This window comes from Pseudalkalibacillus sp. JSM 102089, from assembly GCF_041366475.1.
Classification (GTDB): domain Bacteria; phylum Bacillota; class Bacilli; order Bacillales; family Guptibacillaceae; genus Guptibacillus; species Guptibacillus hwajinpoensis_B.
Window position 1 is genome coordinate 1 of record NZ_JBEWYW010000016.1, and the last position, 19260, is coordinate 19260.

Annotated in this window: 31 protein-coding genes and 1 rRNA gene; 2 read left to right on the forward strand and 30 right to left on the reverse strand. The window is 41.5% G+C overall.

Going from position 1 to position 19260, the window contains the following annotated elements:
• Both ABVF21_RS20710 and ABVF21_RS20715 read right to left on the reverse strand, forming a co-directional pair.
• Positions 1–109, reverse strand: a 16S ribosomal RNA gene (locus ABVF21_RS20710); the annotation flags it as partial.
• A 249-nt stretch (positions 110–358) separates the two neighbouring features.
• The gene (locus ABVF21_RS20715) at positions 359–583 is read right to left on the reverse strand and encodes a hypothetical protein (RefSeq protein WP_194220317.1); all 225 of its coding nucleotides are present in this window, start codon (positions 581–583) and stop codon (positions 359–361) included.
• A gap of 119 nt (positions 584–702) precedes the next feature.
• Between ABVF21_RS20715 and pdaB the strand changes: the two genes are divergently transcribed.
• Complete coding sequence (pdaB, locus tag ABVF21_RS20720) at positions 703–1461, forward strand: polysaccharide deacetylase family sporulation protein PdaB (RefSeq protein WP_371018911.1); 759 nt, start codon at positions 703–705, stop codon at positions 1459–1461.
• Positions 1462–1495: 34 nt separating this feature from the next.
• Here the strand turns inward: pdaB and ABVF21_RS20725 are convergent, their stop codons facing one another.
• Positions 1496–2098, reverse strand: a complete 603-nt coding sequence (locus tag ABVF21_RS20725; protein WP_283153197.1) for a KinB-signaling pathway activation protein — start codon at positions 2096–2098, stop codon at positions 1496–1498.
• A 149-nt stretch (positions 2099–2247) separates the two neighbouring features.
• Between ABVF21_RS20725 and gerD the strand changes: the two genes are divergently transcribed.
• Complete coding sequence (gene gerD, locus ABVF21_RS20730; RefSeq protein WP_283153198.1) at positions 2248–2883, forward strand: spore germination lipoprotein GerD; 636 nt, start codon at positions 2248–2250, stop codon at positions 2881–2883.
• A 43-nt stretch (positions 2884–2926) separates the two neighbouring features.
• On the opposite strand, the gene ABVF21_RS20735 is transcribed toward gerD, so the two are convergent.
• From ABVF21_RS20735 to rplE, 27 genes are all read right to left on the reverse strand, one after another.
• Positions 2927–3961 (reverse strand): Mrp/NBP35 family ATP-binding protein, encoded by a 1035-nt coding sequence (locus ABVF21_RS20735; protein ID WP_371018912.1) that lies wholly within the window; start codon positions 3959–3961, stop codon positions 2927–2929.
• 133 nt (positions 3962–4094) lie between these two features.
• A complete protein-coding gene (gene cwlD, locus ABVF21_RS20740; protein ID WP_371018913.1) occupies positions 4095–4808 on the reverse strand; it encodes an N-acetylmuramoyl-L-alanine amidase CwlD in 714 nt (237 codons plus the stop codon).
• An 82-nt stretch (positions 4809–4890) separates the two neighbouring features.
• Entirely contained in the window at positions 4891–5328 is a 438-nt protein-coding gene (locus tag ABVF21_RS20745; RefSeq protein ID WP_194220311.1) for a DUF2521 family protein, read from the reverse strand.
• A gap of 193 nt (positions 5329–5521) precedes the next feature.
• Complete coding sequence (rpsI, locus tag ABVF21_RS20750) at positions 5522–5914, reverse strand: 30S ribosomal protein S9 (protein ID WP_048313356.1); 393 nt, start codon at positions 5912–5914, stop codon at positions 5522–5524.
• Positions 5915–5933: 19 nt separating this feature from the next.
• Positions 5934–6371 (reverse strand): 50S ribosomal protein L13, encoded by a 438-nt coding sequence (gene rplM, locus ABVF21_RS20755; protein ID WP_048313355.1) that lies wholly within the window; start codon positions 6369–6371, stop codon positions 5934–5936.
• Between the two features lie 170 nt (positions 6372–6541).
• Positions 6542–7282 (reverse strand): tRNA pseudouridine(38-40) synthase TruA, encoded by a 741-nt coding sequence (gene truA / locus ABVF21_RS20760; protein ID WP_194220310.1) that lies wholly within the window; start codon positions 7280–7282, stop codon positions 6542–6544.
• Positions 7283–7293: 11 nt separating this feature from the next.
• A complete protein-coding gene (locus ABVF21_RS20765) occupies positions 7294–8091 on the reverse strand; it encodes an energy-coupling factor transporter transmembrane component T family protein (protein ID WP_194220309.1) in 798 nt (265 codons plus the stop codon).
• Complete coding sequence (locus ABVF21_RS20770) at positions 8088–8957, reverse strand: energy-coupling factor ABC transporter ATP-binding protein (RefSeq protein ID WP_371018914.1); 870 nt, start codon at positions 8955–8957, stop codon at positions 8088–8090. Before ABVF21_RS20770 ends, ABVF21_RS20765 begins: the two co-directional genes overlap by 4 nt.
• Positions 8933–9772 carry an energy-coupling factor ABC transporter ATP-binding protein gene (locus ABVF21_RS20775; RefSeq protein ID WP_303535825.1) on the reverse strand — a complete coding sequence of 280 codons (840 nt, stop codon included), beginning with the start codon at positions 9770–9772 and terminating at the stop codon, positions 8933–8935. Before ABVF21_RS20775 ends, ABVF21_RS20770 begins: the two co-directional genes overlap by 25 nt.
• Positions 9773–10075: 303 nt before the next feature.
• Positions 10076–10438: a 50S ribosomal protein L17 gene (gene rplQ / locus ABVF21_RS20780; protein ID WP_098445995.1), complete on the reverse strand. Its 363-nt coding sequence runs from the start codon at positions 10436–10438 to the stop codon at positions 10076–10078.
• A 47-nt stretch (positions 10439–10485) separates the two neighbouring features.
• Positions 10486–11430 (reverse strand): DNA-directed RNA polymerase subunit alpha, encoded by a 945-nt coding sequence (locus tag ABVF21_RS20785; protein ID WP_194220306.1) that lies wholly within the window; start codon positions 11428–11430, stop codon positions 10486–10488.
• Positions 11431–11674: 244 nt separating this feature from the next.
• A complete protein-coding gene (gene rpsK, locus ABVF21_RS20790; protein WP_048313348.1) occupies positions 11675–12070 on the reverse strand; it encodes a 30S ribosomal protein S11 in 396 nt (131 codons plus the stop codon).
• A gap of 16 nt (positions 12071–12086) precedes the next feature.
• The gene (gene rpsM / locus ABVF21_RS20795; protein ID WP_048313347.1) at positions 12087–12452 is read right to left on the reverse strand and encodes a 30S ribosomal protein S13; all 366 of its coding nucleotides are present in this window, start codon (positions 12450–12452) and stop codon (positions 12087–12089) included.
• A gap of 21 nt (positions 12453–12473) precedes the next feature.
• A complete protein-coding gene (gene rpmJ / locus ABVF21_RS20800; protein ID WP_003720928.1) occupies positions 12474–12587 on the reverse strand; it encodes a 50S ribosomal protein L36 in 114 nt (37 codons plus the stop codon).
• Between the two features lie 35 nt (positions 12588–12622).
• Positions 12623–12841, reverse strand: coding sequence for a translation initiation factor IF-1 (gene infA, locus ABVF21_RS20805; RefSeq protein WP_098445993.1), 219 nt, complete (start codon positions 12839–12841; stop codon positions 12623–12625).
• Positions 12834–13154 (reverse strand): KOW domain-containing RNA-binding protein, encoded by a 321-nt coding sequence (locus ABVF21_RS20810; protein WP_194220305.1) that lies wholly within the window; start codon positions 13152–13154, stop codon positions 12834–12836. Before ABVF21_RS20810 ends, infA begins: the two co-directional genes overlap by 8 nt.
• Before the next feature lie 16 nt (positions 13155–13170).
• Positions 13171–13917: a type I methionyl aminopeptidase gene (gene map, locus ABVF21_RS20815; protein WP_371018915.1), complete on the reverse strand. Its 747-nt coding sequence runs from the start codon at positions 13915–13917 to the stop codon at positions 13171–13173.
• On the reverse strand, positions 13917–14567 hold the full coding sequence (locus ABVF21_RS20820) for an adenylate kinase (protein ID WP_371018916.1): 651 nt from the start codon (positions 14565–14567) through the stop codon (positions 13917–13919). The genes map and ABVF21_RS20820 overlap by 1 nt, the downstream gene beginning before the upstream one ends.
• A gap of 66 nt (positions 14568–14633) precedes the next feature.
• The gene (gene secY, locus ABVF21_RS20825; RefSeq protein ID WP_194220302.1) at positions 14634–15929 is read right to left on the reverse strand and encodes a preprotein translocase subunit SecY; all 1296 of its coding nucleotides are present in this window, start codon (positions 15927–15929) and stop codon (positions 14634–14636) included.
• Complete coding sequence (gene rplO, locus ABVF21_RS20830; protein ID WP_098445988.1) at positions 15929–16369, reverse strand: 50S ribosomal protein L15; 441 nt, start codon at positions 16367–16369, stop codon at positions 15929–15931. The genes secY and rplO overlap by 1 nt, the downstream gene beginning before the upstream one ends.
• 29 nt (positions 16370–16398) lie before the next feature.
• Complete coding sequence (gene rpmD, locus ABVF21_RS20835; RefSeq protein ID WP_194220301.1) at positions 16399–16587, reverse strand: 50S ribosomal protein L30; 189 nt, start codon at positions 16585–16587, stop codon at positions 16399–16401.
• A gap of 14 nt (positions 16588–16601) precedes the next feature.
• Complete coding sequence (gene rpsE, locus ABVF21_RS20840) at positions 16602–17102, reverse strand: 30S ribosomal protein S5 (RefSeq protein WP_098445986.1); 501 nt, start codon at positions 17100–17102, stop codon at positions 16602–16604.
• A gap of 18 nt (positions 17103–17120) precedes the next feature.
• Positions 17121–17483, reverse strand: a complete 363-nt coding sequence (rplR, locus tag ABVF21_RS20845; RefSeq protein WP_194220300.1) for a 50S ribosomal protein L18 — start codon at positions 17481–17483, stop codon at positions 17121–17123.
• A 29-nt stretch (positions 17484–17512) separates the two neighbouring features.
• Complete coding sequence (rplF, locus tag ABVF21_RS20850; RefSeq protein WP_194220299.1) at positions 17513–18049, reverse strand: 50S ribosomal protein L6; 537 nt, start codon at positions 18047–18049, stop codon at positions 17513–17515.
• A 27-nt stretch (positions 18050–18076) separates the two neighbouring features.
• The gene (gene rpsH / locus ABVF21_RS20855; RefSeq protein WP_048313336.1) at positions 18077–18475 is read right to left on the reverse strand and encodes a 30S ribosomal protein S8; all 399 of its coding nucleotides are present in this window, start codon (positions 18473–18475) and stop codon (positions 18077–18079) included.
• A gap of 29 nt (positions 18476–18504) precedes the next feature.
• Positions 18505–18690: a 30S ribosomal protein S14 gene (gene rpsN / locus ABVF21_RS20860; protein WP_098445982.1), complete on the reverse strand. Its 186-nt coding sequence runs from the start codon at positions 18688–18690 to the stop codon at positions 18505–18507.
• Positions 18691–18706: 16 nt separating this feature from the next.
• Positions 18707–19246 carry a 50S ribosomal protein L5 gene (gene rplE, locus ABVF21_RS20865; RefSeq protein ID WP_194220298.1) on the reverse strand — a complete coding sequence of 180 codons (540 nt, stop codon included), beginning with the start codon at positions 19244–19246 and terminating at the stop codon, positions 18707–18709.
• Positions 19247–19260: the final 14 nt, after the last annotated feature.

Genomic DNA, 19260 nt, shown 5'->3' on the forward strand with positions numbered 1-19260 from the left:
CCCGTCCGCCGCTAAGATCAGGGAGCAAGCTCCCATCTCTTCGCTCGACTTGCATGTATTAGGCACGCCGCCAGCGTTCGTCCTGAGCCAGGATCAAACTCTCCGATAGAAAGCTTAATCTAGCTTTTAAAACAATGTTTTGTTTCCGTAGAAACAACTACTTACATGGCGTTTCGTTCAGTTTTCAAAGATCGATTTTTTTCTTTCAATGTCGTTTTCAGCGACTTTATTAATATACCATATTAACTTCGTCAGCGTCAATAACTTTTTTGAAAATCTTTTTGGCGTCAACCGCGTTGTTGCGGCGACCTATATAAATATACAGGTAGTTGTACTATTTGGCAAGGGGTATTTTAAATTAATTTGTACTTTTTTTCAAAATCCGCCTATACTTCGAAATCTCCGCTTCTGTAGCCGTTCTTTTATAGATACCTAATAGAAGGTGATATCGTTCTTCCATCGCTCTTTTAATTAGTCCATCGATTCGATTGTTATCCAGATCTAACAGTAGCTCTTCCATTTCTCTTTTAAGTAAGTATTCGATTTCCTTCATCTCTTTAAAGTTTACTAAGAATCCAATCATCTGAACCTCTCCTTCCTCAAACCAGTATGACCTAAGCTTTTAAGAAATATGTGTCTCCTCTAGAGTTTGTACATAGTTAAGAAACTTTTCGCATATGAATGGGACAAAGGGGGTGCATGATGAGGTTTTTTTGGATTTGGAATGGCATGCGAATAAAGCAAGGAATGATTATAGTTACATCCGCTTTCTTTGCTGCAATTATTCTTTTTATTGAAGGTGGGGACCTCGCTGTATTTACAAATAACAACGTCCCGCTCGCAATTGATCACGTGAAAAGCGAGGATAAACGTCTTGCATTAACCTTTGATATTAGTTGGGGCGAGACAAAAGCTCTACCTATTCTTGAAGAGCTAAAACAAAATAAAGTGAAAGCCTCATTCTTCATTTCGGGAGCCTGGGCTGAACGCCACCCTGAAATTGTCGAGCAAATTGCAAAAGATGGACACGAAATCGGGAACCTTGGATATCGATATGAGAACTATACATCAATGAAGGACGAGGAAATAAAAAAGGACATTATTCGTTCTAATGAAGCAATCAAAAAAGTAACAGATGACCAACCAGAATTACTAAGACCACCAAATGGAAACTTTGATAAACGTGTTCTTATTCTATCTGAGAAGTTTAATTACACAGTCATTCATTGGAGTCTGGATTCAGAAGACTGGAAAAACCCTGGAGTAGACAAAATAGTTCAGAATGTAACAACACAAGCTGATCCGGGAGATATCATTCTAATGCATGCATCTGATTCCGCTAAACAAACAGTTGAAGCCATTCCAGAAATGATCTCTGTTCTAAAAAAGAAAGGCTATTCTTTTGTCACAGTCAGTGAACTCGTATCTAATGCAAAAATAAATACCAAGGAAGTAAAATAAGCAGCCCTCCGATTAGGAGAGCTGCTTTTGTGTATTAAGCTTCTTTTCGAATTAATCGATGAAGTGTTAGCAATTGCCATACATTACTCACCAATAGTGGAACCAAAATAAGCCAGAGCCACTTTGGATCATTACTTTGCAGGCCAGGAATCCACTCAAGAATGGTTACAACAACAATAAAGAAAAGAGCTGGAATAAAGGCCTGCTTATTCGTTTCTTTTTGCTTAATATATGCTGTTACCAATCCAATAATCAAAATAAAAAGAGCGGTCAAAATATAACTTAGAATACTCTCTCCTTTTTCAGCAAAAACAGCGTAGCGGAAGTAGACAAGATCGAATAGAGCGACAGCAATAAGTACGACTTGTACCGTATTCCAAAGCTTTACTGATTTAAAGATACCAAGACCAAAACGATGAATTGTTAAATAGGCAAAGAATCCCATCTGACTAATCAAACTAAAGATACTAGATACTCCCAGTAACCAGAGTATCACAATGAGGAACGAAACAAATTCTCCATTTTTCAGATCCGTCCAATACTGTGACCAATCTAAAACAATCCCTGTGAGCATACCTGCTGTTGATCCAATCAGAAGGGTTGTAAAAAATAAGTAAACAAGATTTCTTGTTTTCAAAATCAAACCCCCGTAAACGTTAATGGTGCTTCTATGTTGAATTGTACCAATGCCACTTTTAAATTGCCACCCTTCCTTTATTCACCGGGTATAAATTCACAGTTTCGCCTAATATTAAGGTTAACACCTCGAGAAAGGAGCACAGACTTATGAGTCATGGATTCAAACTGCTTGCTCTTGGATTAACCATTCTTTTAATAACCGGATGTGCCTCGGGTTCCGCTGAAGGATCTCAGGCTAATTACGAAGAAACGAAAAAGATGCTTGTCGATCTACTTAAATCAGATGATGGCAAGAAAGCAATTCAAGAAGTCATGTCAGATGAAGAAATAAAAAAACAACTTGTTATGGAACAGCCATTTGTGAAAGAAACCATACAAAAAGTACTAACAACTGAAGAAGGAAAAGCTTACTGGCAAGAAATGCTGAAAGATCCTGCGTTCGTTGAGAACTTTGCCAAGAACATTCAAAGTGAAAATGAGAAATTATTTAAATCACTGATGGATGATCCAGAATACCAGGAAAAAATGATGGATCTCTTGCAAGATCCGGTAATGGAAAAACATTATTTACAACTACTCGAAAGTAAACAATCGAGACAGCAAATTAAAGACCTTATATCCGAAACATTTGAAAGTCCGTTATTCCAGGCCAAAATCCAGGAAATGTTAACTGGAATTACTTCTGAACAACTAAAATCATCTGAAAGCGGTAATAAGAAAGACGAAAACACAGACAATACCGAATCAGATAGTGGCGAAGGATCAAATTCTGGTCAGAAATAAATCTGCATAATAAAAGGACATGCGCTCGCATGTCCTTTTATTATTATTTTGCTGTTCTTTTTAAGATTTCTTGTGCAATTTGGAGATATTGCTGTCCGATCGGATGATCTTCTTGATAAACAGAAGGTGCAAATTCTTCATCATTAAAATCTGGCTGCCCAAGAGGAAGTCTACCAAGAATGTCAGTTGTTAACTCGGAAGCTAACTTATCGCCTCCACCTTGACCAAACACATATTCTTTCTCGCCTGTTACTTTACTCTCAAAGTAAGACATGTTTTCAACAACACCAAGCACTTCATGTTTCGTTTTAAGCGCCATAGCACCCGCTCTCGCAGCTACAAAAGCTGCTGTGGCATGAGGAGTGGTCACAATGATCTCTTTTGAAGCCGGAAGCATCGTATGAACATCAAGTGCTACATCTCCCGTTCCTGGCGGTAAATCTAGAAGCAGGTAATCTAACTCTCCCCAATCTACTTCACTAAAGAAGTTGTTCAGCATTTTCCCAAGCATTGGACCACGCCAAATAACAGGAGCGTTATCTTCTACGAAAAAGGCCATAGACATTACTTTAACGCCAAACCGCTCAACGGGATAGATTTTTTCGTTTTCCACTTTTGGTCTTGTTTCAATCCCCATCATATCCGGTACACTAAATCCATAAATATCTGCATCGATAATGCCGACCTTTTTTCCAAGACGGGCAAGTGACGTTGCAAGATTTACGGTAACAGTTGATTTACCTACGCCACCTTTTCCACTTGCCACTGCGATAAACTGTGTTTTACTTTCTGGAGAAAGCAACGACGGGAGGTCAGGATTAGCAGACGTTCCCTCAGGAAGCTCTTCATCCGCTAACTGTTCAAATCGCAATCCAACAGATTCGGCCCCTTCGCCTTTTAAAGTGTTGACGATTTCTTGCTGCACCTTCATCTGCTCAGCTGATTCAGTTTGAGCAAGAGCAACCTTAACACTGACATAGCCTTCTTTCGTTTTCACATCACGAATCGTGATACTTTTATGTAAAATAGGATCTTGCACCTTTTGTAGTAATTCAACGACTTGATCTTTCGTTAACATGGAGGCACCACCTTCTCTGAATTCGATTACATTGCTAGTATAACATATCATTCAGAGAGTTTTGACTTCGGTGCTTGAAGGATATACCAAATCAATGGAAGAGTATAGAACGTAAAACGAGCCAGTATTTTCTTTATTCCTCCGGTACTGGCTCATTTGTCGTATATCGAATAATGCCCTGATAAATAGAGGCTGCGACTTTATTTTGATAAGTTTCAGTATTTAGTAACTCCCTCTCAGTTGGATTAGAAAGGAAACCAACTTCAACAAGAGCTCCTGGAATTTCAGCTTCTCTTAGTAAATATACACTATCCATGTTTTTAGCCAGTCGATTCGTGTTTTCCAGGTTTCGCTTAATTTCAGCCTGAATAAAACGAGATATGGCCTGACTCTCATCATTAACAGGATTATAAAACGTTTGAGCGCCACTCCATTTAGAAGATGGAATCGCGTTTAGATGAATACTCACAAAAAGATCGTTACTTCCCTCATTAATCAACTCAACTCGTTTTCTTAAATCTTCAGCTTTTCGATTGCTAAGTCCCTTTGTTCCATCTGCTGCTAAATCTGTATCCGTCTCACGTGTCATAATAACAAGTGCTCCCGCTTCTTGGAAATAATCTCTTAACTTAAGAGAGATCGTTAACGCAATATCTTTTTCAACTACGTTATCACCAACAGCTCCTCCATCAGCCCCTCCATGTCCAGGGTCAATGACAATGACCTGTCCTGATAAAGGAAGATGCCAGGCATCCCAAGAAGAATCAATAGCGAATTTGTAATTAATAATAAATAACAGCACGATGATTCCAGTGGCAACGCCAAATCGCTTATACCACTTTTTCATATCCCACTAACACCGCCCCTTATTTTGTCCTATCTTATCTATATGGGACGGGTAGCTGAATTAGTCATAGAACTTAAGCAATTTATTGTAATCGAAGTCGACGCCTCATCGTTCCTTTTTCATAGCCTGCTTTCCACCAATTCGAAACAAATACATCACACGTAATTTGTAATGATTCTTCGTAAACCGCTGACGTTTTCCAGAAAAGCCAATAATCAAACAACGCTTCAATTAATGCTTTCTCTAATTTGAAGCACCGTTTATGCGCTGTCGACATTGATTCTCCATAATAAGAAAACTTGCTATACTCAGCACCAAGTAAATACGCTTCAATCGCAATGTCCATACAAACATTCTCCACATCACCTTTATACAGAATAGCCTCTGAGAAAAATGGAGAAAACAGTTCTCTTATGTTATCCGATAACTCTTTCAATGAAATTTCAATCAACACTCGTCGTTCGAATTCAAGGCGTTTATGACGCTGACGTTCCTTGAATACAGTAATAACGTTGTCCATCTCACCCATCCTCTCGAATCATATTGTTTTAGTCTCACTCAAGAGTTGGGGAGTATACAGCAAATAAATTGGTAATTCATTCAGGCTTCATAATGAATAATTCTCAAGTCTTTTGTTAAAAAGACCATAGTAGCAAATCTTTTCTAAATACAAAAAAACCCCCGGCCATAGGCCAGAGGTTTTGAAAACCATATTAACGTTTTGAGAACTGAGGTGCACGACGTGCTGCTTTAAGACCGTATTTTTTACGTTCTTTCATACGAGCATCACGTGTTAGGAAGCCAGCACTCTTAAGTGTTGCGCGTGATTCCGGATCAGCTTGTAGTAGTGCACGAGCGATACCGTGACGAATTGCGCCTGCTTGTCCAGTGAATCCACCACCGTTAACATTTACGAAAATATCGTAAGTGCCTTCAGTACCAGTTTCAACTAGTGGTTGCTTAGAGATAAGCTTAAGTGTTTCAAGATCGAAATAGTCATCGATTTCACGGTTGTTAATAACCATACGTCCGTTACCAGGAAGTAAACGTACGCGTGCTACAGAGTTTTTACGTCGGCCAGTGCCGTTGTATTGTACTTGTGCCAAGTTAATTCCCTCCTTTTAATTATCCTCTTAGTTCGTATTTTTCAGGCTGTTGTGCCTGGTGATTGTGCTCGCTACCAGCGAATACATGAAGCTTTTTAATCATTTGGCGACCAAGGCTGTTCTTTGGAAGCATACCTTTGATTGCAAGTTCAAGCATTTGCTCAGAACGGTTAGTACGCATTTCAAGAGCATTTCTTGATTTCAAACCACCTGGGTGTCCACTATGACGGTAGTACATCTTGTCATTAAGTTTGTTACCAGTTAGTTCAATTTTCTCAGCGTTAAGGATGATCACATGATCACCAGTGTCAACGTGAGGTGTGAAAGTTACTTTGTTTTTACCGCGCAGGATCGCTGCTACTTCACTTGCTAGACGGCCAAGTGTTTGACCTTCAGCGTCAACGATGTACCATTTACGTTCTACTTCGTGGCCTTTAGCCATAAATGTTGTACGCATGAGTTTCCCTCCTAAAATCAATCCAATTTATTTTAAAACTAGCACAGAATTTTCATTGTCAGTTGTCAGTCAGATTTCTAAATCCGGGGCAAGTGGATGTAGAAATACCAAAGAATATCTTATAATACTGGGGCGAAAATGTCAAGTGTTTGGTAACTTTCTTTCCTTTTTTACCTATAAGAGACTTCCAATAAATAAAGCCCATGTGGTGGTGCCGTCTTTCCCGCTGTGTTTCGATCCTTTGCTTCTAAAATGGACACCATTTCATTCGCTGAGCGCCGCCCTCTCCCTATCTCAAGGAATGTCCCCATTAAAATGCGAACCATATTGTATAGGAAGCCGCTTCCTTCAAAGGTAAAAACGAGTTCATCCTGAATTCGCTCAATTTCTATTCGGTAGATGGTCCTCACTTTATTCTTCACATCAGTCTTACTAGCACAAAAGGATGTAAAGTCATGCTCCCCAATGAGGTGAGCGGCTGCACGCCTCATCTCTTTAACATTGAGCGGATGAGGTTCATGTACGGCATAGTTTCTTCTAAAAACATCTGAAGCTGCACGATTATGCACTCGATATTGATAGGTTTTGCGAACGACATCATACCTCGCATGGAAATCGCTAGGAGCGGTTTCAGTGTGTAAAACCCTCACATCCTGTGGGAGCTGAGCGTTTAATGCCCGTGTCCAATTTTCAGAAGGAATCGAAAGCGGGGTGTCAAAATGAATAATCTGCCCGTGAGCATGCACCCGAGCATCCGTTCTTCCTGATCCGGTAATCGGAATAGAGGCGCCTTTATGCATCTGCTTCAGGGCGCACTGCACTTCCTCTTGAACTGTGCGGCCATTTGGCTGAATTTGATAACCATTAAAAGCCGTCCCGTCATAAGAGAGGGTCATTTTTATTCGTTGCATCACATTCTCTCCTAACTTCTTAGAAGCAGCAAACTAACACATAGAAGGAGGAGGATAAGAAATAAGGCTGTATCTTTTCCTGACCACTTCAGTAATCGGATGCTAGTTCTTCCTTCTCCCCCACGATATCCTCTAGCCTCCATTGCCATAGCAAGATCTTCAGCACGCTTAAATGCACTTACAAAGAGAGGTACTAGCAAAGGAACAATACTTTTCAATCGTTCTTTAATTGGTCCACTAGAAAATTGCGCCCCCCGTGCAGATTGTGCTTTCATAATCTTCTCAGTTTCTTCCAGAAGCGTCGGAATAAACCGAAGAGCAATAGACATCATGAGAGCAAACTCATGAACAGGAAGACCAATTTTTTTCATAGGTCCAAGTAACGTTTCAATACCTACTGTAATATCAATAGGCGTTGTCGTCAGAGTTAACAAGGAAGTAATCATGATTAAAAACAATAGCCGGAGTGAAATAAATACACCTTGCTTCAAGCCACCTTCATAAACTTCAAGAAAACCAAAATCAAACAGCAGCGGTCCCTCTTTCGTTAAAAACACATGAAGAAGAAACGTTAAAATGATAACAAGTAAAATTGGTTTTAAACCATTATAGATATAGCGCAATGGTAATTTGGATACCAGGATCGCTAGAAGTGTAAAACCACCAAGTAATGCGTAGGTAATCCAATTGTTAGCCAAGAAAACGATAATAACAAATAGAAACGCCGTTAGCAACTTCGCTCTTGGATCAAGTTTATGGATGAAGGATTGACCTGGGACGTATTGACCAATAATAATATTTTGCATCAAGAATCATCTCCTTTCTGCAAAATAGACAGGGCTGCATCAACTGCCGCATCGAGAGTAAATACACTCTTTGGCAGACTGAGATTAAAGCGTTCTTCTAGCCGATGAATGAACTTAACAGTTTCTGGTACATCAAGACTTAGTTTCTTCAACGCATCGGAATTAGCGAAAATTTCCTCAGGTTTCCCCTGAAGTGCCACACCGCCCTTTTCCATTATGATGATCTCATCGGAATACTGCGCTGCATCTTCCATGCTATGGGTCACTAGAATCGTAGTGAGTCCCTCCTCCTGATGTAAACGATAGAAGAGACTCATAATCTCCCGTCGCCCCTTAGGGTCTAGTCCAGCAGTAGGTTCATCGAGAATTAGAATAGATGGTTTCATCGCTAGTACTCCTGCAATAGCTACTCTGCGCATTTGGCCACCACTCAAATCAAACGGAGAACGGCTAAGGTATGATTGATCAAGTCCCACTTGTTCAATTAACCTCGCTGCACGCTGTTTCGCTTCTTCTTCTGATACTCCAAAATTACGAGGACCAAATATAATATCTTTCTCTATAGTCTCTTCAAACAACTGATGTTCTGGATATTGAAAAACGATCCCTACATGCTCTCTTAGGGCTTTTAGTCGTTTTTCTTTCTCACCAGCTCGAATCAAAAAGTCGCCAATCTGAATGCTCCCTTTTGTAGGTTTAAGTAACCCATTTAAATGCTGGATCAGTGTTGATTTGCCTGAGCCGGTATGCCCAATAATCGTTTGGAAAGTACGTGCTGGGATAGATAACGATATTTCAGAGAGCGCTTTTCTTTCGAAAGGGGTCCCTCTACCATAAGAATGCTCTAAATCTTTGATTGTAATGTCCATAGCTCATTCACCAGTTCCTCTTGAGATAAAGTAAGCTTTGAGAAATCATAGCCTTTCTCACTGAGTGCTCGCTGCACCTGAAGTGGAAACGGCAAATCTAAACCAATTTGCTCAAGCATGTCACCTTTCTTAAACACATCAACAGGAAGACCTTCATCAATGACCTCTCCTGCATTCATGACGATCAGTCGATCAGCTTGTGCAGCTTCTTCGAGATCGTGAGTGATAGAGATCACCGTCATGCCTTCTTCGTCTTTAAGCTCACGCATCGTTTGAAGCACTTCTTTACGACCAGCTGGATCTAGCATAGAAGTGGCCTCATCTAAGATGACAATGGATGGTCTTAAGGCAATAATCCCAGCAATCGCTACACGTTGCTTTTGACCACCTGAGAGACGGTGTGGCTCTTGATCAAGGTAATCCGCCATCCGCACCTTATTCACACTCTCATGGATGCGCTCCAACATTTTTTCGCGTGCCATTCCGTTATTTTCAAGACCAAAAGCTACATCATCACGCACAGACGTACCTACAAACTGATTGTCTGGGTTTTGAAATACGATCCCCACTCTTCTTCTAATTTCCCAAATACTTTCCTCATCTCTACTGTTATATCCTTCTACGGTAACATCGCCTTTTTCGGGAATTTGCAGCCCATTTAGAAGTTTTGCAAGTGTCGACTTCCCAGAACCATTATGTCCCACGATCGCTAGCCATTCACCCTTATGAACAGATAATGACACATCATGCAATACATGGGGTTGCTCTTCCTGATACCGAAAGGATACGTTTTGAACGGTGATTAGTTCTTCCATACTCGTTCCTCCTGCCTCTGCTAATTTCAAGCGGTGATCGCTTCAGGCAATATACTGGTGCGAAAAAAAGGCGGGCAGATGGAACCGCCGCTTTTTCCTATCAGTATAATAAGCTTTTTAGTGCGTGATATTAACTGTACTTATCCTATAAAAAAAGCCTGGCATCTGCCAGGCTTTTTTTAATGGCAAGCAGCAAATAACCACTTGAATTTGTGCGATTCAAACAAAAAAACGCACGAAAAAAGGGCATAGAATCAGTATCCAATGTCGAGATCCTGTCCCGCCCTTTTAATCAAGTGCGTCTTATACTAGCTCGATGATAACCATTTCAGCACCGTCACCGCGGCGTGGTCCAAGTTTACGGATACGAGAGTAACCGCCTTGACGCTCAGCATAACGAGGAGCGATATCGCTGAATAGTTTTTGAACTGCATCTTGACCGCTTTCTTGATCCGCTACTTCGTTACGGATGAAAGAAGCTGCTTGACGACGTGCGTGAAGATCTCCGCGTTTACCAAGCGTAATCATTTTGTCGATGAAAGAACGAAGTTCTTTCGCCTTTGATTCTGTCGTTTCAATACGTTCATTGATGATCAAATCTGTAACAAGGTCACGGAATAGCGCTTTACGCGTATCACTAGTACGACCTAACTTTTGGTATGCCATGAAGTATTCCCTCCTTTGTTGTTTATAAAATCAACAACTTTAAATATCTATTCTTCGTTACGAAGTCCAAGCCCAAGCTCTTCAAGCTTCTCTTGTACTTCTTCAAGTGACTTACGTCCAAGATTACGAACTTTCATCATGTCTTCTTCAGACTTCTGAGTCAATTCTTGAACTGTATTAATGCCAGCACGCTTCAGGCAATTGTATGAACGAACTGAAAGATCAAGCTCTTCGATAGTCATCTCAAGCACTTTCTCTTTTTGATCCTCTTCTTTTTCGACCATGATTTCAGCATTTTGAGCCTGGTCCGTTAAACCAACAAAAATGTTTAAATGTTCATTTAAAATCTTTGCGCCTAAAGATACAGCTTCTTCAGGACGAATGCTTCCATCTGTCCAAACATCAAGGGTTAGTTTGTCATAATTTGTTACCTGGCCAACGCGAGTGTTTTCAACCTGGTAGTTAACACGAGAAACAGGTGTGAAGATCGAGTCAACCGGAATTACACCGATTGGCTGTTCATCATTTTTGTTTCCTTCCGCTTGTACATAGCCTCTTCCACGAATTGCAGTAACTCGCATCTGGAAACGGGCACTAGCAGAAAGGGTAGCAATATGAAGGTCAGGGTTTAAGATCTCCACGTCGCTGTCATGAGTAATATCTCCTGCTGTTACCGTTCCTGGTCCTTGTACATCAACAACCAAAGTCTTCTCTTCTTCAGAGTAAACTTTCATAGCTAACTTCTTAAGATTGAGAATGATAGTTGTTACATCTTCATGTACGCCTTCAATTGTAGAGAACTCATGGAGTACTCCTTCAATTTGTACGGATGTGACAGCAGCACCAGGAAGTGAAGATAACAGGATACGACGAAGGGAGTTACCCAGGGTAGTTCCATAACCACGCTCTAATGGTTCTACAACAAACTTACCGTATTTTGCATCCTCGTTGATAGCTACCGCTTCAATTTTTGGCTTTTCGATTTCGATCATCCAACAAACCCTCCTTCAAAACGTCGAACTTCGGTTAGACATGCTGTCTAACCGAATAATCCCCTTAGGTGGTTCAAATACCAACAACCTAATTATGATTCGTCAACCGTCAACAATTTATACATTATCATTATTGACATGTTCATCAATTGTATACCGATAGATTGAATCTTTCCATAAGAGATTGTTCAAAACCAGGCATTCTCCCGAAGGGAACATCTACGTTTTTGAACTCTCTACTACCTTAGACTCTACGACGTTTTGGCGGACGGCAGCCGTTATGAGGTACTGGAGTTACATCACGGATCGCAGTAACCTCTAGACCTACAGCTTGAAGTGCACGAATAGCAGCTTCACGACCAGCACCAGGGCCTTTAACAGAAACTTCTACAGTTTTCATGCCGTGCTCCTGTGCAGTTTTACCTGCAGTTTCAGCAGCCATTTGAGCAGCGAATGGAGTAGACTTACGAGAACCTTTGAAGCCCATGTTTCCGGAAGTTGCCCAAGAAATCGCATTTCCGTGAGTATCAGTAATCGTAATGATTGTGTTGTTAAAAGTGGAACGGATATGAGCTACTCCACTCTCAACATTCTTTTTCACGCGCTTTTTACGTGTATTTGCTTTACGTTGTTTAGCCATTTGTTAATTACCTCCCTTACTTCTTCTTGTTAGCTACTGTACGGCGAGGGCCTTTACGAGTACGAGAGTTGTTCTTCGTATGTTGACCTCGGACAGGAAGACCACGACGGTGGCGGATACCACGATAAGAACCGATTTCGATTAGACGTTTAATGTTAAGTGAGATTTCACGACGAAGATCACCCTCAACCTTAATTTTGTCTACTACTTCACGGATTTTTCCGAGCTCTTCTTCAGTTAAGTCGCGTACACGAGTGTCTTCAGAAACACCAGCGTCAACTAGAACTTGTTTCGCAGTTGTTTTACCGATTCCATAAACGTAAGTTAACGCGATTACGATACGCTTTTCGCGTGGAACATCAATACCAGCAATACGTGCCATTACGTTGCACCTCCTTATATATTAGCCTTGTTTTTGCTTATGCTTTGGATTTTCACAGATAACCATGACTTTCCCTTTACGGCGAATAACTTTACATTTTTCACACATTGGTTTTACTGACGGTCTTACTTTCATTATTTTAACCCTCCTTGTATACGGAGATTAATTTCTTATTTATATCGATACGTGATACGACCACGTGATAAGTCATATGGAGAAAGCTCAACAGTTACTTTGTCACCTGGTAGAATACGGATGTAATGCATACGTATCTTTCCGGATACGTGAGCAAGAATCTTATGACCGTTTTCGAGTTCTACTCGAAACATTGCATTCGGTAGAGGTTCGATAACCGTGCCTTCCATTTCAATTACTTCTTCTTTAGCCATCTACTTGCTCTCCCTCCTTTAAATCAATGACGTGTTCATTCATATACTTTGAGATCGCGAAACGTAGCTTGCCATTTGTGACACGGCCCGTTTCTTCAAGACTTCGCTTTACCTCAGGAGATATATACTCTACCAGCTCAAGGTGTGCGAGGTTCTTCCGCTTAGGACGATCAAACTTTCGTTTGTCACCATCGGCTAAGAAAACATAACGTTCATCAACAATCCCTACAATCACGCTATATTGATCAGCGTCTCTTCCCCGTCTATTCCGAACGATCTGACCGATCTCGGGAACGGTATCCGACTCTTTCACGAACCATCACCTTCACTTAGGCTTTTGTTAGTATTTCATATCCTTCTTCTGTAACGGCAATCGTATGCTCGAAATGAGCACAGTTCTTACCGTCAGTTGTTACTACAGTCCAATTATCCGAAAGTGTTCGAACGTAGCGAGAGCCCAGATTCACCATTGGCTCTACTGCAAGGACCATCCCCTGCTTAAGCCCCGGTCCTTTTCCTGGAGGACCGTAATGGGGAATTTGAGGATCTTCATGAAGGTCCTGACCTACACCATGACCAACATATTCTCGTACAATCGAAAAACCCTCAGCTTCGGCATATGCTTGGATCGCATGAGAAATATCAGAAAGCCTCCTACCAGCCTTCGTCTCATTCAACCCTTTATATAACGATTCCTCGGTAACTTTTAACAACCGTTCGTCTTCTTCTGAGATAGTGCCAACAGGATAGGTCCAGGCTGAATCGCCATGATAACCATTATACTTAGCACCAATATCAATGCTAATTATATCTCCCTCCGCCAACACGCGATCTCCTGGAATACCATGTACAAGCTCTTCATTGACTGAAGCGCATATACTTCCAGTAAATCCATTGTAACCCTTAAAGGAAGGAATTGCACCAAGCTGACGAATAAACCGATCGGCAATCGTATCCAGCTCTTTTGTCGTAACTCCAGGCTTGATGTGCTTCTGTAGTTCTTGATGTGTTAACGCGACAATTTTGCCTGCTTCTCGCATGATATCAAGTTCACGAGGAGTCTTGCAAATAATCATTACGACAACCCTTTTAGGAGTTGGTCGACATCTTCAAACACCTCATTGATGTCTCTGTTGCCATCAATCGTTTTAAGATAGCCCTTGCCTTCATAAAAGGTCAACAATGGCTGCTGTTGCTGCTTGTTGACTTCGAGGCGAGTTCGTACAGTTTCTTCTTTATCATCATCACGTTGATAAAGCTCTCCACCGCACTTATCACAAACTCCATCTTCTTTAGGAGGATTAAAGATTACGTGATAGGTTGCTCCACAATTACGGCAAACGCGACGTCCAGTCAAACGCTGCATGAGTTGATCTTCCTCGACTGCAATGTTTACCACGTAGTCAAGTTTTTTACCAAGATCGGCTAAGATCGTTTCAAGCGCATCAGCCTGTGCGACGGTTCTTGGAAAACCATCGAGGAGAAAACCTTTTTCGCAATCATCTTTTCCTAAACGCTCCCGTACTATACCTTTTGTTACTTCATCAGGTACGAGGTTTCCAGAATCCATGTACTCTTTTGCTTTTAGACCAAGAGGCGTTCCTTCTTTGATCGCTGCTCGGAACATATCTCCAGTAGAGATATGAGGGATACCATACTTTTCGACAATCTTTTCTGCCTGGGTTCCTTTTCCGACACCCGGAAGCCCCATTAATACTAGATTCATCTAATCCCTCCGCACGTCACCCAATCGAGGATGAAGGAGGGGAAGAAAGCTCTTCCCAGTTTATCCTCAAGATTTAATAAAGCCTTTATAATGACGTTTAATTAATTGACTTTCAATTTGCTTCATCGTATCAAGCGCTACCCCAACAACGATCAGCAAGCTTGTTCCGCCGATTTGCAGCGTCTGCGGCAGTCCTGCTACGGTTGTGAAAAATACCGGAATAATCGATATAACAGCAAGGAAAAGTGCTCCTACAAACGTTAAACGGTAGAGAATTCGTGTAATGTACGTTTCAGTAGCATTACCCGGACGAATACCAGGAATGTATCCACCCTGTTTTTTTAGATTCTCAGCCATTTTCTCCGGATTTACCTGGACGAACGTATAGAAATACGTAAATCCAATGATGAGTAACGCATACACGACCATACCAATAGGCTGTGTATAGTCAAACACCCTTACGATCCATTCCGTTACCGAATTATCTCCGAACAACCTGGCGATCGTTGGTGGAGTAATGATCAGTGATATCGCAAAGATAACTGGAATAACACCTGCTGCATTAACTTTAATCGGTAAGTGAGTGGATTGACCACCAACTTGTCTGCGGTTAACAGTTCGTTTTGCATATTGAATTGGAATTTTACGAAGACCTTGTTGAACAAAGATAACAGCGACAACAATTGCAAGTGCAGCTAGTGCAATAATAACAAGTGTAACGATGTTAATGAACAACTCATCCTGAGAACCCTCAAACATCTGAGCATAGAGCTGATTAAGCCCCGGAGGAATTGCAGCTACAATCCCAGCAAAGATAATGATTGAAATTCCGTTTCCAACGCCTTTTGCAGTGATCTGTTCGCCTAACCACATCAAAAAAGCCGTTCCGGCTGTTAAAACAAGAGAAATATTAAGATACGTTAGTACACCGGGATTACTAATCAACTGACCTCCAACAATATTGTTAAACCCGATTGAAAGTCCAACACCTTGGACAAGTCCAAGTGCGATTGTTCCATAACGAGTAACTTGTGTTAGCTTTTTACGTCCGGCTTCGCCCTGTTTAGACCATTCGGTAAACTTAGGAACAACGTCCATTTGCAAAAGCTGCACAATGATAGAAGCAGTGATGTAAGGCATAATTCCCATGGCAAAGATGGAGAAGTTTTGCAACGCTCCACCGCCAAAGGTGTTGAGAACTCCGAAGAGACTCATTTGATCTTGAAATTGAAGTACATCTCTGTTCACACCAGGAACCGGTATGAATGTTCCGATACGGAACACGACAAGCATGAGTAGGGTGAAAATAACTTTATTTCTAATATCACCTACGCGCATAATGTTGGAGATTGCTTGGAACATTAGATCACCTCAGTATTTCCGCCTGCCGCTTCAATCGCCTCTTTTGCAGAAGCAGAGAACTTGTGGGCTTTCACGGTAAGCTTTTTCTCAAGCTTACCATTACCTAGAATCTTAATTCCAGCTTTTTCTTTGCTAACTACGCCAGATTCCAAAAGAAGCTCTGGAGAAACTTCGGTTCCATCTTCAAAACGGTTCAACGAATCAAGATTAACAATCGCGAACTCTTTACGGTTCATGTTTGTAAATCCACGTTTCGGTAGACGTTTAAAGATTGGAAGCTGTCCTCCTTCGAAACCGACGCGTACACCGCCGCCAGAACGAGCCTTTTGACCTTTTTGACCACGGCCAGATGTCTTACCGTTACCAGTAGCAATACCGCGACCAAGTCTGTTACGTTCTTTACGAGAACCTTCAGATGGTTTTAGTTCGTGTAGTTTCATTGTGGGCACCTCCTCAATGTATAGATTTTTTACGCATCAATTTCGTTAACAGTTACAAGGTGAGATACCTTGTTGATCATACCGCGAATCGCAGGATTGTCGCTATGAACAACCGTGTGATGCATCTTTTTAAGTCCAAGTGTTTTTACCGTCACGCGTTGGTCTTGAGGGCGACCAATCACACTACGTGTGAGGGTGATTTCTAATTGCTTAGCCATCTAATTTCCCTCCCTTAACCTAGTAGCTCTTCTACAGATTTTCCACGAAGCTTCGCAACGTCTTCAGCACGCTTAAGGTTTTCAAGGCCATTAAGAGTTGCACGCACCATGTTAATCGGATTGTTAGATCCAAGAGACTTCGATAGAATGTCACCTACACCAGCGAGTTCAAGTACCGCACGAACAGGTCCGCCAGCGATAACTCCTGTACCTTCAGAAGCAGGCTTCAATAGTACGTTACCAGCTCCGAAATGGCCTGTGATTTGGTGAGGAATTGTTGTTCCAACGACTGGAACAGTAATTAAGTTCTTTTTCGCATCTTCAATAGCTTTGCGAATAGCTTCAGGAACTTCCTGTGCTTTACCAGTTCCGAATCCAACGTGACCGTTTTTATCTCCGACAACTACGATTGCTGCAAAGCGGAAACGACGTCCACCTTTTACAACCTTCGCTACGCGGTTAACGGTAACTACGCGTTCTTCAAGTTCTAGTTTGTTAGCATCAATGCTAGGCATGAGTTAACCTCCTTTTTATTAAAATTTCAGTCCTGCTTCACGCGCTGCGTCTGCAAGAGCTTTCACACGTCCGTGATAGAGGTATCCTCCGCGGTCGAAAACCACTTCTGAATAACCTGCTTCAACAGCACGCTTTGCGATAGCTTCTCCTACTTTCACAGCTGCTTCTGTGTTACCGCCGTGTTTAACGTCAATTCCTTGTTCCATACTTGAAGCTCCAACGATTGTAACACCTTTAGTGTCATCGATAAGCTGAGCATAGATGTTCTTGTTAGAACGGAATACGTTTAGACGCGGACGTTCAGTAGTACCGGTAACTGTGCGACGAACGCGAGCGTGTCTTTTTTGACGCGCTTTGTTTTTATCGGCCTTAGTGATCATTAAAGTCACTCCTTTCCGCTAGGTTTTACCTATTTACCTGTTTTACCTTCTTTACGACGTACATATTCGCCTTCGTAACGAATTCCTTTACCTTTATAAGGTTCTGGAGTACGGACAGCGCGGATGTTTGCTGCAACAGCTCCAACGCGTTCTTTATCGATCCCTTTAACAACAACTTTTGTGTTTGAAGGAACTTCAATGTCAATACCTTCTTCAGGTACCATCTCAACTGGGTGAGAGTACCCTACGTTAAGGATTAGTTTCTGACCGGATTTACTAGCACGGTAACCAACCCCGATGATTTCAAGACCTTTTTCAAAGCCTTTAGTCACACCTTCAACCATGTTAGCGATCAGGCTGCGAGTTGTACCGTGAAGTGCACGGTGCTCTTTATGATCTGAAGGACGAGCTACAGTTAGCACGTTCTCTTCAATGTTTACTTTGATATCAGAGCTGAATGAACGAGAAAGTTCCCCTTTAGGTCCTTTAACCGTTACAACGTCCTCTTTGATATCGATTGTTACACCACTTGGGATTTCAATCGGTTTAAGTCCGACACGTGACATAATTACACCTCCATTCTGCTTTAAGAATTACCAAACGTACGCTAGAACTTCTCCGCCTACTTGCTGTTGACGAGCTTCTTTGTCCGTCATAATTCCTTTAGAAGTAGAAACAAGAGCGATTCCTAGACCGCCAAGTACACGTGGTACTTCGTCTGCTTTAGCGTATACGCGAAGACCAGGTTTACTGATTCGCTTTAATCCAGTGATAACTCGTTCGTTATTTGAACCGTATTTTAAGAAGATACGGATGATTCCTTGTTTGCTGTCTTCGATCATTTCAACATCACGTACAAAACCTTCACGTTTGAGGATTTCAGCGATGCTTCTTTTCGAATTAGATGCAGGAAACTCAAGTTTTTCGTGACGAACAGTGTTCGCATTACGAATTCTTGTAAGCATATCTGCGATTGGATCAGTCATGACCATTAGTAATTACCTCCTTCCCTATTTCGGGTTTACCAGCTAGCCTTTTTAACGCCTGGGATTTGACCTTTGTGTGCAAGTTCCCGGAAACAAATACGGCAAAGTTTAAATTTACGAATAACAGAGTGAGGACGTCCGCAACGTTCACAACGAGTGTATTCTTGAACTTTAAACTTAGCTTGACGCTGTTGTTTCGCGATCATTGATTTTTTCGCCACAATTTTCCCTCCTTACTTACTTTTGAAATGGCATACCTAGGTTAGTCAACATTTCACGGCTCTCTTCGTCCGTATTAGCTGTTGTTACGATAACGATGTCCATTCCGCGTACTTTATTTACTTTATCGTAATCAATTTCAGGGAAAATCAACTGCTCTTTAATACCAAGTGTGTAGTTACCACGACCGTCGAATGCTTTCTTAGAAATACCTCTGAAGTCACGTACACGAGGTAGTGATACAGAAATAAGTTTATCTAGGAATTCAAACATACGAGTTCCGCGCAATGTAACTTTTGCACCAATCGGCATGTCTTCACGAAGCTTAAAGCCAGCGATAGACTTTTTAGCACGAGTGATAAGTGGTTTTTGACCTGAGATTAACTCAAGCTCTTCAACAGCTGTATCAAGAGCTTTCGGGTTCTGTACAGCGTCACCAACACCCATGTTGATTACGATTTTCTCAAGTTTTGGAACTTCCATAACAGAGGAATAGTTAAATTTCTCCATCAATGCAGGTTTAGTTTCATTTTGATACTTTTCTTGGAAACGATTCATCGGATTGACCTCCT

What these genes read in the sequence shown, in the direction of transcription:
- ABVF21_RS20715 (WP_194220317.1), bottom strand. Translation starts at nt 583, where the DNA reads ATGATTGGATTCTTAGTAAACTTTAAAGAGATGAAGGAAATCGAATAC.
- pdaB (WP_371018911.1), top strand. Translation starts at nt 703, where the DNA reads ATGAGGTTTTTTTGGATTTGGAATGGCATGCGAATAAAGCAAGGAATG.
- gerD (WP_283153198.1), top strand. Translation starts at nt 2,248, where the DNA reads ATGAGTCATGGATTCAAACTGCTTGCTCTTGGATTAACCATTCTTTTA.
- ABVF21_RS20735 (WP_371018912.1), bottom strand. Translation starts at nt 3,961, where the DNA reads ATGTTAACGAAAGATCAAGTCGTTGAATTACTACAAAAGGTGCAAGAT.
- cwlD (WP_371018913.1), bottom strand. Translation starts at nt 4,808, where the DNA reads ATGAAAAAGTGGTATAAGCGATTTGGCGTTGCCACTGGAATCATCGTG.
- ABVF21_RS20745 (WP_194220311.1), bottom strand. Translation starts at nt 5,328, where the DNA reads ATGGACAACGTTATTACTGTATTCAAGGAACGTCAGCGTCATAAACGC.
- rplM (WP_048313355.1), bottom strand. Translation starts at nt 6,371, where the DNA reads ATGCGTACAACATTTATGGCTAAAGGCCACGAAGTAGAACGTAAATGG.
- truA (WP_194220310.1), bottom strand. Translation starts at nt 7,282, where the DNA reads ATGCAACGAATAAAAATGACCCTCTCTTATGACGGGACGGCTTTTAAT.
- ABVF21_RS20770 (WP_371018914.1), bottom strand. Translation starts at nt 8,957, where the DNA reads ATGGACATTACAATCAAAGATTTAGAGCATTCTTATGGTAGAGGGACC.
- ABVF21_RS20775 (WP_303535825.1), bottom strand. Translation starts at nt 9,772, where the DNA reads ATGGAAGAACTAATCACCGTTCAAAACGTATCCTTTCGGTATCAGGAA.
- rplQ (WP_098445995.1), bottom strand. Translation starts at nt 10,438, where the DNA reads ATGGCATACCAAAAGTTAGGTCGTACTAGTGATACGCGTAAAGCGCTA.
- ABVF21_RS20785 (WP_194220306.1), bottom strand. Translation starts at nt 11,430, where the DNA reads ATGATCGAAATCGAAAAGCCAAAAATTGAAGCGGTAGCTATCAACGAG.
- rpsK (WP_048313348.1), bottom strand. Translation starts at nt 12,070, where the DNA reads ATGGCTAAACAACGTAAAGCAAATACACGTAAAAAGCGCGTGAAAAAG.
- rpsM (WP_048313347.1), bottom strand. Translation starts at nt 12,452, where the DNA reads ATGGCACGTATTGCTGGTATTGATGTTCCACGCGAAAAGCGTATCGTA.
- rpmJ (WP_003720928.1), bottom strand. Translation starts at nt 12,587, where the DNA reads ATGAAAGTAAGACCGTCAGTAAAACCAATGTGTGAAAAATGTAAAGTT.
- infA (WP_098445993.1), bottom strand. Translation starts at nt 12,841, where the DNA reads ATGGCTAAAGAAGAAGTAATTGAAATGGAAGGCACGGTTATCGAACCT.
- map (WP_371018915.1), bottom strand. Translation starts at nt 13,917, where the DNA reads ATGATTATTTGCAAGACTCCTCGTGAACTTGATATCATGCGAGAAGCA.
- ABVF21_RS20820 (WP_371018916.1), bottom strand. Translation starts at nt 14,567, where the DNA reads ATGAATCTAGTATTAATGGGGCTTCCGGGTGTCGGAAAAGGAACCCAG.
- secY (WP_194220302.1), bottom strand. Translation starts at nt 15,929, where the DNA reads ATGTTCCAAGCAATCTCCAACATTATGCGCGTAGGTGATATTAGAAAT.
- rplO (WP_098445988.1), bottom strand. Translation starts at nt 16,369, where the DNA reads ATGAAACTACACGAACTAAAACCATCTGAAGGTTCTCGTAAAGAACGT.
- rpmD (WP_194220301.1), bottom strand. Translation starts at nt 16,587, where the DNA reads ATGGCTAAGCAATTAGAAATCACCCTCACACGTAGTGTGATTGGTCGC.
- rpsE (WP_098445986.1), bottom strand. Translation starts at nt 17,102, where the DNA reads ATGCCTAGCATTGATGCTAACAAACTAGAACTTGAAGAACGCGTAGTT.
- rplR (WP_194220300.1), bottom strand. Translation starts at nt 17,483, where the DNA reads ATGATCACTAAGGCCGATAAAAACAAAGCGCGTCAAAAAAGACACGCT.
- rplF (WP_194220299.1), bottom strand. Translation starts at nt 18,049, where the DNA reads ATGTCACGTGTCGGACTTAAACCGATTGAAATCCCAAGTGGTGTAACA.
- rpsH (WP_048313336.1), bottom strand. Translation starts at nt 18,475, where the DNA reads ATGGTCATGACTGATCCAATCGCAGATATGCTTACAAGAATTCGTAAT.
- rplE (WP_194220298.1), bottom strand. Translation starts at nt 19,246, where the DNA reads ATGAATCGTTTCCAAGAAAAGTATCAAAATGAAACTAAACCTGCATTG.